This is a genomic window from Pseudomonas sp. Xaverov 83, from assembly GCF_019352905.1.
Classification (GTDB): Bacteria; Pseudomonadota; Gammaproteobacteria; order Pseudomonadales; family Pseudomonadaceae; genus Aquipseudomonas; species Aquipseudomonas yamanorum.
Genome location: NZ_JAAAFU010000075.1, coordinates 517,977 through 527,230 on the forward strand (window position 1 = coordinate 517,977; position 9,254 = coordinate 527,230).

12 protein-coding genes and 1 pseudogene are annotated in these 9,254 nt (G+C 61.2%); 6 read left to right on the top strand and 7 right to left on the bottom strand.

Going from position 1 to position 9,254, the window contains the following annotated elements; all coding sequences use genetic code 11:
* Nucleotides 1-252 (top strand): annotated as a pseudogene (locus tag K0H47_RS31200) (GNAT family N-acetyltransferase); the annotation flags it as partial.
* Entirely contained in the window at nt 249-1,130 is an 882-nt protein-coding gene (locus tag K0H47_RS23650) for a hypothetical protein (RefSeq protein WP_177025625.1), read from the top strand. The pseudogene K0H47_RS31200 and the gene K0H47_RS23650, both read left to right, overlap by 4 nt.
* Here the strand turns inward: K0H47_RS23650 and K0H47_RS23655 are convergent.
* From K0H47_RS23655 to K0H47_RS23670, 4 genes are all read right to left on the bottom strand, one after another.
* Nucleotides 1,120-2,346 (bottom strand): DegT/DnrJ/EryC1/StrS family aminotransferase, encoded by a 1,227-nt coding sequence (locus K0H47_RS23655; protein ID WP_177025624.1) that lies wholly within the window; start codon nt 2,344-2,346, stop codon nt 1,120-1,122. The genes K0H47_RS23650 and K0H47_RS23655 overlap by 11 nt on opposite strands.
* Entirely contained in the window at nt 2,343-2,756 is a 414-nt protein-coding gene (locus K0H47_RS23660; protein ID WP_008438917.1) for a multidrug efflux SMR transporter, read from the bottom strand. Before K0H47_RS23660 ends, K0H47_RS23655 begins: the two co-directional genes overlap by 4 nt.
* Complete coding sequence (locus K0H47_RS23665; RefSeq protein WP_003213864.1) at nt 2,756-3,112, bottom strand: EamA family transporter; 357 nt, start codon at nt 3,110-3,112, stop codon at nt 2,756-2,758. Before K0H47_RS23665 ends, K0H47_RS23660 begins: the two co-directional genes overlap by 1 nt.
* A 113-nt stretch (nt 3,113-3,225) precedes the next feature.
* On the bottom strand, nt 3,226-3,810 hold the full coding sequence (locus K0H47_RS23670) for a DUF6436 domain-containing protein (RefSeq protein ID WP_017476573.1): 585 nt from the start codon (nt 3,808-3,810) through the stop codon (nt 3,226-3,228).
* 111 nt (nt 3,811-3,921) lie between these two features.
* Here K0H47_RS23670 and K0H47_RS23675 point away from each other — a divergent pair, with 111 nt between their 5' ends.
* Nucleotides 3,922-4,863, top strand: coding sequence for an alpha/beta hydrolase (locus K0H47_RS23675; RefSeq protein ID WP_063026431.1), 942 nt, complete (start codon nt 3,922-3,924; stop codon nt 4,861-4,863).
* Between the two features lie 110 nt (nt 4,864-4,973).
* Here K0H47_RS23675 and K0H47_RS23680 read toward each other — a convergent pair whose 3' ends face one another.
* Nucleotides 4,974-5,726 (bottom strand): DUF2059 domain-containing protein, encoded by a 753-nt coding sequence (locus K0H47_RS23680; RefSeq protein ID WP_063026433.1) that lies wholly within the window; start codon nt 5,724-5,726, stop codon nt 4,974-4,976.
* A gap of 131 nt (nt 5,727-5,857) precedes the next feature.
* On the opposite strand from K0H47_RS23680, the gene K0H47_RS23685 reads away from it, so the two are divergent.
* Nucleotides 5,858-6,490, top strand: coding sequence for a 2OG-Fe(II) oxygenase (locus tag K0H47_RS23685; RefSeq protein WP_017476570.1), 633 nt, complete (start codon nt 5,858-5,860; stop codon nt 6,488-6,490).
* Between the two features lie 2 nt (nt 6,491-6,492).
* Nucleotides 6,493-6,987: a DUF523 domain-containing protein gene (locus K0H47_RS23690; RefSeq protein WP_218263100.1), complete on the top strand. Its 495-nt coding sequence runs from the start codon at nt 6,493-6,495 to the stop codon at nt 6,985-6,987.
* 110 nt (nt 6,988-7,097) lie between these two features.
* On the opposite strand, the gene K0H47_RS23695 is transcribed toward K0H47_RS23690, so the two are convergent.
* The gene (locus tag K0H47_RS23695; RefSeq protein ID WP_177025623.1) at nt 7,098-7,877 is read right to left on the bottom strand and encodes a transporter substrate-binding domain-containing protein; all 780 of its coding nucleotides are present in this window, start codon (nt 7,875-7,877) and stop codon (nt 7,098-7,100) included.
* 134 nt (nt 7,878-8,011) lie between these two features.
* Between K0H47_RS23695 and K0H47_RS23700 the strand changes: the two genes are divergently transcribed.
* Complete coding sequence (locus K0H47_RS23700; protein WP_063026439.1) at nt 8,012-8,452, top strand: DUF4399 domain-containing protein; 441 nt, start codon at nt 8,012-8,014, stop codon at nt 8,450-8,452.
* A gap of 61 nt (nt 8,453-8,513) precedes the next feature.
* Here the strand turns inward: K0H47_RS23700 and K0H47_RS23705 are convergent.
* Nucleotides 8,514-9,254 (bottom strand): NAD(P)-dependent oxidoreductase (locus K0H47_RS23705; RefSeq protein WP_307877334.1); only part of this gene is annotated, 741 nt, incomplete at its 5' end.

Below are 9,254 nucleotides of genomic sequence, written 5' to 3' on the forward strand. Positions count from 1 at the left end.
TACCCGCTGGCGCTGGAGCACAACCTGTACTTCGTCAGCTGGTTTGTGAACCTGGAGTACGCCCTGGAAAAGGGCCTGCAATTTTATGTCGCGGGCTGGACCGACCCACAGGTCAAATCCAGCCTCGGCGCCAAGTTCACCTTTACCCGCCATCTGGTGTGGGTGCGCAACCCGCTGTTGCGCAAGGTGTTGAACCGCTTCCGTCACCACTTTGAAAGCGACATGCAATGGCAGCAGGAGCAAACCTCATGAGCCAGGCCCGACCCGCGTTGATCCTCGATTTTGATGGCGCCGTGAATAACATTCCCGGCGCCATCACCCTGCCGTTGCAGGCCTGGCAGGAGAAGATCCGGTTCGGTTGCCGCTGGGCACAGTTCAAGGAGCTGGAGAACGCCCTGCAAGCGCAGATGCCCAATGACTACGGCTGTGTGTTTACCGGCAGCGGTGACTATCACCACCTCAGCCAGTTGTTGTTGAACCGTCTTCCCACCCAGCAAAAGATCCAACTGATCATTTGCGATAACCACCCGGACAACATGCGCTATCCGTTTGGTATCCATTGTGGGTCTTGGGTCTACTGGGCCAGCCGCCTGCCACAGGTCGAGCATGTGCATGTGCTGGGCATTGGCTCGCCGGACATTTCCCTCAAGCACGCCTGGGAGAATCACTGGTCACCGCTGGTGAAACGCAAGCTGACCTACTGGAACACCAACGTCGATACCCGCTGGTTGAACTGGATCGGCGCAGGCCGCAGCAACCGTGCATTCACCAGCGCGGACGAGTTGATGGGGGCGTTCCTGGCGCAGCTCGACCCTTCGTTGCCGGTGTATCTCTCCATCGACAAAGACGTGCTGAGCCCGGAGGTGGTGAATACCAACTGGGACCAGGGCGAGTTTCTGGAGAAGCATTTGAATGCGCTGATCGATGCCTGCCAGGGCAGCATTATCGGCGCGGACATTACCGGCGATGTCTCGGCTTATCACTACCAGAGTAAGTTCAAGCGTTGGCTGAGTGCGTCGGATGGCCAGGAAGAGCTGCCGGAGAACCAGGTGGTGATCTGGCAACAACAGCAGAATGAGTTGAACGCGCGCTTGTTGACCCGTATCGATCAAGGCTGGGCTAGCGTTTAAGAATTCGCCGTAGATGATCCAGCACTTGCTCGAACAGTTCGTCCGTCAGCCAGTGGCTGTTGCTGATCGACAGTGTCTGGGCGGCGAAGCTTTGCGCGCGGGGGATATCGGCGCCTGGCTGTAACAGCGGGGTGAGCGCCGGGTAGCTCGGCAAGACGTGGATAAACAGACGGGTGACGCCCAGGCCCGCCGTCCACAGCTGCGCCATCGCGGTATCGCGGGTTTGTGCGCTGGGCATCACCACCATCAGGAACGGCCAGGTACCTTGCTGGCCCGGCCTGTCGGTCAACACCGAAACGCCGGGCAAGCTGCTCAGCTGCGCCACGCGACGCAAGGCCCGTAAGCGTCCTTGCTGCAAATGTTCGGGCAAGCGTGCCAATGCGGCAGCGCCGACCTTCTGGCGATAGCCGCCCAACCGGTGCAACGGAATATCGTTGACGGAAAAATCATCGCCGACTGCCGCCACTTCATCGCCCCGCGCCAGCGCCGCCCGCAGCGGTTTGCCGTACACGTACTTCAGCCCGCGGGGCTGATACGCCGCGGCATAGCCCCACAGCTCGGCGCTGCGTTGCACTTCCCAGCGCAGGCTGAAGGGCAAGTCCTGGCGGCATTGCTGGTGCAACGCCTGATGCAGCACCGCATCCCGGCTGAACAACACGCCGCCTTCGGCCGTCGTCAGGCCTTTGCCCAGTGCCATGCTGAAAAAGCCGATGTCGCCTTTGAGTCCGACGCTTTTTCCGTCATCCAGCGCGCCCATGGCCTGGGCGGCGTCTTCGATGACCGCCACGCCGTAAGGCTCGGCAATGCGCGTGGCGGCATCCACATCCGCTACGCGCCCGGCCAGGTGGGTGACGACGATCGCCAAGGTGTTTTCGTTGCACAGCTGCGCCAGCTGTTGCTCGTCCAGGTCGATGCTGCCGGGCTTTAAATCGCACGGCACCACGCGTAATGGCGGGCAATGATGGGCGGCCAGGGCCACCAGCGGGCAGGTATAGGCCGGCACGATAAGCTCGGTGCGCCCAGGGCTACGTTGCTGCAACACCCGCAGCGCCATGATCAGGGCGGCCGTGCCGGAACAGGGCAGGGCCGGCAAAGGGATGTCGAGCTGTTGGGCCAGGTCGCGGGCCAGGTTGCCCGAGAGGTTGAACAAATCCTGCCAGCGCAGGGGAAGGCCCGCCGTCGGCGGAATCTCCCGCTGGCTGACAACGGGCGTCATGACGCCAGCGTCTGCGAGGGCTCGGCCTCGACGGTCTTGCTCTCTTTGTCTTCACTGCGCGCCAGGCACAGGATGCCGGCAATGATCAGCGCACCACCGACGATTTTGGGCAGGGTCAGGGTGTCGTTGAACAACCACACGGAGATCAACGTCACGCTGATCAGCTCCAGGTGGGAGGCGGCAAACGCCGGGCCTACCGGCGCGTATTTCAACAACGTCATCCAGGTAAAAAATGCACCGATGTAGCCAACGAATGCCCCGTAGATCCAGGGCGCACCAAACACGCGTATCAGCCACGCGGCGTCCATTGTCAGCGGTTCGGCATGAATCGAGGCGAACTTAAAGCTGACCTGCGCCAAGGTATCGAAAATGATCAGCGACAGAAAACCCAGGATATAAAACCGTTTCATTACTCAAACCCCACGACGGTCACGCCACAGGCGATCAGCATGATGCCGATCAACCGCCATTTGCTCAGGCTTTCCTTGAACAGGAAACGGCCCGCAATCATGATCACGACAATGTTGATGGAGCCTAGCATCACCCCGACCGACAACGGCACCAGTGTCAGGAAGGCCAGCCACAGCACGAATTCGAAGACATAGCAGATGATGCCCAGCCAGATCCACGGACGCTTGAGCATATGGCGCCAGTGGGCCATGCCGTCATGCTCGGCGCTGGCTGAAGCGGCGGCTTTAAACGCCAACTGGCCGGACGTATCGACGATAACGTTGAGTATCCAGAGGATGATGGTTAATTGGCTCATGTGTTCCCGTGTCGTCTGCTGGTACGGCTAGCTGCTTACGATACAGGAGCATGCCGATACAGTTGTTCGAGTTTGTCGAACGAACAGCGTCTGTTCAGCTTGGCGCGCCCGGTTCAGGGTGCAGGCGCGGCCCCGTTCCACTCGCAGTAACAGCCTACCGCCAGGGTGTGGGTCGCATTGACCTCGCGCCCGCCTTCGAGGGCTTGCAGGATCGGCTCGATAAAGCTGTTGCTGGAGTTACACGTCAGCCCTTCGCTGTAGGGCCCGAAATACGCCAGCTTGCCGCTGCGGTCCCAGATGCCCACGGCAGGGCTGGCAGGCAGGTGCTGGGCGCCTGGCACGGCCTTGAGGGCCTTCATCGCGCCGAGGGTGGCGGGTAACTGGCCGTGGCTGCCGGCTTTCTGCAGGGAATAGAACTCCACGCCTTGGGGGGCGTACTGCTCGATCAGTTCGCTGAGGTGCTGTTGGTTTCCGACATTGCACGGGCAGGCCGGGTCCCAGAAGTGCACCAGGCGGATCGGGCCCGGGCCGGCAAGCTCGGCCGGCAGGCTCAGGCTGTCACCGGAAAACACCGCCGTATGCTCACTGAATGCCCGCAGGTAACGCCCCTGGAACCAGTCATACGCCGCCCATAACACCCCGGCGCAAATGATCACGATCAGGCTGGCGAAGAGGGTGGTGCGGTAGGGCTGTCGCATTTGGATCGATCCTCGGAGGACGCGTAGCTTGCCATGCTTGCCCTGACAGATGAATATCGCGGCTCGATATTCATCTGTTCAATGCGTTGAAGCCACAGTCTGGAAGTTCTTATGCCCGTTACGTTTGACCCTGATCATCTGCGCGAAAGCTTGCGGCCCCTGGTGGACGCGCAGCCGCTTTCTGCCGAGGCCCGGGTCTACCAGCGCTTCTACGGCCTGGACCTGCCCGCCCGCAAGGTGCCCGCAGTGAGCCGCCTGGGGCGGTTTGCGGTGGATGGGTTCGAGGTGGTCTGCCAGGTGTGGTGGCCGCCCGTTCCGGTGGCGACGATGTTCCTGTTCCATGGTTTCTACGACCATATGGGCCTGTACCGCAATGCCGTGGATTGGGCGCTGGACCAGGGCTTTGTGGTGATTGCCTGCGACTTGCCGGGCCATGGTTTGTCCAGCGGCGAGCGGGCCAGCATCGATGACTTTGCGGTGTACCAGGACGTGGTGCAGGCGCTGTTTGAGCAGGCCAAGGCGTTGCAGTTGCCGCAGCCGTGGCACCTGTTCGGGCAAAGTACCGGCGGCGCGATTGTGGTGGATCACCTGCTTAACCATGGCGTCGACAGCCCGGCCCAGGGCAAGACCTTTTTGCTCTCACCGCTGGTGCGTCCCCGCGCCTGGGGCTGGTCGCAGCTCAGTTATTACTTGCTCAGGCCGTTCGTCAAAGGCATCGCCCGGCGTTTCAGCGATAACACCAACGACCCGCAGTTCAAGCCGTTCCTGGAGGCCGACCCGTTGCAGCCACGGCAGTTGCCCACCGCCTGGGTGGGCGCGTTGGCGCGCTGGATCAAACGCATTGAAGCGGCGCCACGCAGTACGCGGCGGCCGTTGATCGTGCAGGGTGAGGAAGACATGACGGTGGACTGGCAGCACAACCTGAAGGTACTGCGCAGCAAGTTCGACCAGCCGGAAATCTTGATGCTGCCGCGCGGCAGGCATCACTTGGCGAATGAGATTCCGGAGATTCGGCAGGTGTACTTCAAGTTTCTAAGTGATCACCTGGCCTGAGATCGTTCCCACGCTCCGCGTGGGAACGCCTCCGAGGACGCTCCGCGTCCCGTGACGCAGAGCGTCACCAGCTGCGCTCCCACGCGGAGCGTGGGAGCGATCAATCGGTGTCAGGGTGCCAGGCTTGAGGTGCTTTGGCCGACCGCCAGGCCGGCGCGAATCGCCGCCAGTGCCGCTTTGTAGTACGCCTTGCCATCCGGCGACTCCGCGAATGTCGCGAACTCCTCCAGCTCCGGGTCGGACAGATCCCGGTAGACGTATAGCAACGTGTTGTTCAAATCATTGCCAATCTGCTGCATCAGGCGCTCACGCTGGCCATTCAGCATGCCTTGTGCCTGGCCGCCGCCCAACAGGCCGGGGATCATCTGGCTCAAGCTGTCGGCGGCCACACCGGCAATCGCCAGGCTGACTTCAGCCCCGGCTTCCCGCGCAGGCAGCGCCTGGGCCAGGTGGCCAATGATCAGGCTGCGGGTGGCGTCGGCCTCCATATGCGGCAAGCCCTGGGCATTCTTCGCCAGTTGATCCCGGCGGGTGGCCAGCAACTCGGCGGCGACAATCTTGCGGCCAAGGGGCGATTGGAAGAAGGCCAAAGCCGGCTTCGGGTCCGCCAGATTCTTGCGTAGCTGTGCTTCGGCGCGCTGGTCTACCGACTGCGGCGCAAAGCGTTTATTGCTGTTGTCCACCAGCGCTTGATACACCGCCGGCGGCAAGCTGTTGCGGTAGCGTTGCTGGGCGGCACTGAGGGCGTCATTAAAATGCGCGCGCTGGTCTGCCCAGCCGGCGACCTTGTACAACTGGTCATGGCTGTCTGCCCAGGCGGGCAAAACGCAGAGCATCAGCAAGGAAAAAAACAAACGACGCATAGGGACTCCTGTCAGTCGGCCACTATTGTCCGTGTCGGGCGTAGGATTTGTCGAGAAATCCTATCGGTCTCCTGACTAAAGTGTATTCAGACGCTCGGCGGCTCTGTCGGATTCACAGGCGTATGGATACTATGCGCGCCATGCCCATACCCTCCGATCACCCGCTGCTGTTACGCATTGTCGATGACCTGGCCGCACAAGGCTGGTCGCAGCAGAATATCTTCCTGCCCGAGGCTCTGACCCTCGAACTGGCGGCTGAGTGCCATAAACGCGCTGCCGAAGGCGAATTGGCGCCCGCCGCCGTCGGACGCGGGCCGTCCCAGGAGATTCGCGAGGGCATTCGGGGGGATCATATCCAGTGGCTGGAACCGGGTGAGGTAGTCGCCTGCGACACCTACCTCGAGCTGATGGACAGCCTGCGGGTGGCAATGAACCGCGGCCTGTTCCTCGGCCTGGAAGACTTCGAAAGCCACTTCGCGATGTACCCACCGGGGGCGTTTTACCTCAAGCATGTGGACCGTTTTCGCGATGACGATCGGCGCATGGTGTCGGCGGTGATCTACTTGAACAATGCCTGGCTGCCGGAACATGGCGGCCAGTTGCGCATGTACCTCAAGGGCGACGTCGAATACGATGTGGTGCCCATCGGCGGTTGCCTGGTGGTGTTCCTGTCGGGGGAGATCCCCCATGAAGTCCTGCCTGCCACCCGCGAACGCCTGTCCCTTACCGGCTGGTTTCGCCGGCGGGGTAACGAGCCGTTCTGATGATGCAAAAGATTCTGGTCAGCCGCTGCCTGCTGGGGCACCGGGTACGCTACGACGGAGGAGCCAGCGGGCCTTTCGATCAATTGGCCGCGTGGCAGGCCGAAGGCCGGGTGGTTGCCGTGTGCCCCGAGGTTGCGGGAGGTTTGCCGACGCCACGGCCGTCTGCCGAAATTCCGGGCGGGCAGGGGATTGACGTGTGGGAAGGCCGCGCCCAGGTGCTGACGGCCCAAGGCGAAGACTTCAGCGAAGCCTTCCTCGAGGGTGCCCGCCAGGCGTTGGCCTTGGTGCAGCGTCACAACATCCGGGTCGCCGTGCTCAAGGCCAACAGCCCGTCCTGCGGCAATCTGCTGACCTATGACGGCACCTTCACCGGCGTGAAGGTCACGGGCGAAGGCGTGACGGCGGCATTGCTCAAGCGCCATGGGGTGCTGGTGTTCAGTGAGCTGGAGTTGCCCGAAGCGGCAGCGGCCCTGGCCAAATGCTCAAGCCCGACATAGATCAACATGTGGGAGCGGGCTTGCTCGCGAAAGCGGAGTGTCAGTCACTAGATGCTCAAGCTGACCCACCGCATTCGCGAGCAAGCCCGCTCCCACATTGACCGAGTCGTTTATTCGGCCTTTTTGACCGGCTTGCTCGCATCCATTCCGAACCACTTCTCCGACAACGCCGTCAGCCGGCCATCGGCCTTAATCCGTTGCAGGGCCTTGTCCAGGCTGGCCTTGAACGCCGGGTTACCCTTCTGGAACGGAATCGCCAGGCTCAGCGTAGGGCCGACATCTGCGCCTTCCTTCACCGGCAACTGGCTGTCGCGAATCGCGTAGGGGATCAGCAACCGGTCACTGATGGCCGCATCGATCTGTTGGTCAGCGACGTCCTTGATCGGCTGCCTGGCATCGGCATAGCTGCGCAAATCAACGCCATCGGCGGTGCGCGCCTGCTCCACAAACTGACTGCCCTGGGCCACGCCCAGCGCCTTGCCCTTGAGCGCCGCGAAGCTGCCCAGCGGGCGTTGTTCCTGCTTGCGCACGATCAGTTGTGCACTGGAGTAGCTGTAGGGCTCGCTGAAGTCGAAACGATCCGCCAGTTCAGGAGTCATAGCGATATGGTTGATGGCCACGTCGTACTTGGCGCTTTCCACGCCAGGTAGCAGATCGGCGGCATCGACGGTGATAAAGGAGGGGCGTACGTCCATTTCCTTGGCCAGTAACTCACCCAGTTCCACTTCAAAGCCGGTGAGTTTGTCGCCTTCCTTGAAGTTGAAGGGCGGGGTGTTGGCTTCCAGGGCGATGCGCAATTCCCCGCGGTCAAACACATCGTCAATCAGTTCGGCATGGGCCAACGGGCTTACAAGGGGAAGTAAAAGTAACAGGCCAGGCAGGAAACGCATGGTCTCTCCTAAAGAATTCGAATGAGCGAGGCGCTGTTCCGGCTCGCTTTGCTATGGTGTTGAGTGCCTTGGACAGCAATTTGTCGCGAAGTTGTCATAACCCTACAGATTTCACCGAAAAACTGGAGAAGTGAATGAAAGCCTTTTTGACCCGTGCAACCCTGGCCAGCCTATTGCTGGGTGCTTCGATGTTGGCGACCGCTGCTGATGGCATTCCGCGCAGCGCTCCACCAGAAGGTGCCAAAGTGTTCATCGTGTCGCCAAAAGACGGCGCCACTGTCGATAAAACCTTCACCGTGAAATTCGGCATGGAAGGCCTGAAACTGGCCCCGGCCACCAGCCAGGACCCGGGCACCGGCCACCACCACCTGCTGATCGACCAGAAAGCATTGCCTGACGCCAGCGTGCCAATCCCGGCCACCGACACCGTGATCCACTACGGCAAGGCCCAGACCGAAACCGAGCTGACCCTCACCCCAGGCAAGCACACGCTGCAACTGGTCGCCGGCGACAAACTGCACATGCAGTTCAACCCGACTGTAGCCTCGAAAGTCATCACGGTTAACGTCAAGTAAGATTTGTTCAGACAAAAAAAGGGAGACCCGAGGGTCTCCCTTTTTTAGGCGCGTTTAACGATTAGAACAACACGCGGCTACGGATAGTGCCGTTGATGTGTTGCAGCTTCTCTTGCGCCAGGTCCGAGTACTCGGCGTCTACGTCGATCACCACGTAGCCGACTTTCTCGTTGGTCTGCAGGAACTGACCGGAAATGTTGATGCCGTTTTCCGCGAAGACCTTGTTGATCTCCATCATCACGCCAGGGATGTTCTGGTGGATGTGCAGCAGACGGTGCTTGCCAGGGTGAGCCGGCAGCGCTACTTCCGGGAAGTTGACCGAAGACACCGACGTACCGTTGTCGCTGTACTTGACCAGTTTCTCCGACACTTCCAGGCCGATGTTGGCTTGGGCTTCAGCGGTGGAACCACCGATGTGCGGGGTCAGGATTACGTTGTCCAGGCCACGCAGCGGGCTTTCGAAGATGTCGTCGTTAGAGCGCGGCTCTACCGGGAACACGTCGATGGCGGCGCCGATCAGGTGTTTGTCCTTGATCGCGTCGGCCAGGGCGTCCAGCTCAACAACAGTGCCGCGTGCGGCGTTGATCAGGATTCCGCCCTTCTTGATGGCGCGGATTTCCTTCTCGCCGATCATCCACTGGGTCTCAGCGGTTTCCGGTACGTGCAGGGTCACGATGTCGGACATGCCCAGCAGCTCGGTCAGGCTCGACACCTGGGTGGCGTTGCCCAATGGCAGCTTGGTCAGGGTGTCGTAGAAGAACACCTGCATGCCCAGGCCTTCGGCCAGAACCGACAGTTGAGT

Excerpts from the sequence above, each read along its gene's own strand:
- K0H47_RS23650 (WP_177025625.1), top strand. The coding sequence starts at position 249 with ATGAGCCAGGCCCGACCCGCGTTGATCCTCGATTTTGATGGCGCCGTG.
- K0H47_RS23655 (WP_177025624.1), bottom strand. The coding sequence starts at position 2,346 with ATGACGCCCGTTGTCAGCCAGCGGGAGATTCCGCCGACGGCGGGCCTT.
- K0H47_RS23660 (WP_008438917.1), bottom strand. The coding sequence starts at position 2,756 with ATGAAACGGTTTTATATCCTGGGTTTTCTGTCGCTGATCATTTTCGAT.
- K0H47_RS23665 (WP_003213864.1), bottom strand. The coding sequence starts at position 3,112 with ATGAGCCAATTAACCATCATCCTCTGGATACTCAACGTTATCGTCGAT.
- K0H47_RS23670 (WP_017476573.1), bottom strand. The coding sequence starts at position 3,810 with ATGCGACAGCCCTACCGCACCACCCTCTTCGCCAGCCTGATCGTGATC.
- K0H47_RS23675 (WP_063026431.1), top strand. The coding sequence starts at position 3,922 with ATGCCCGTTACGTTTGACCCTGATCATCTGCGCGAAAGCTTGCGGCCC.
- K0H47_RS23680 (WP_063026433.1), bottom strand. The coding sequence starts at position 5,726 with ATGCGTCGTTTGTTTTTTTCCTTGCTGATGCTCTGCGTTTTGCCCGCC.
- K0H47_RS23685 (WP_017476570.1), top strand. The coding sequence starts at position 5,858 with ATGCGCGCCATGCCCATACCCTCCGATCACCCGCTGCTGTTACGCATT.
- K0H47_RS23690 (WP_218263100.1), top strand. The coding sequence starts at position 6,493 with ATGCAAAAGATTCTGGTCAGCCGCTGCCTGCTGGGGCACCGGGTACGC.
- K0H47_RS23695 (WP_177025623.1), bottom strand. The coding sequence starts at position 7,877 with ATGCGTTTCCTGCCTGGCCTGTTACTTTTACTTCCCCTTGTAAGCCCG.
- K0H47_RS23700 (WP_063026439.1), top strand. The coding sequence starts at position 8,012 with ATGAAAGCCTTTTTGACCCGTGCAACCCTGGCCAGCCTATTGCTGGGT.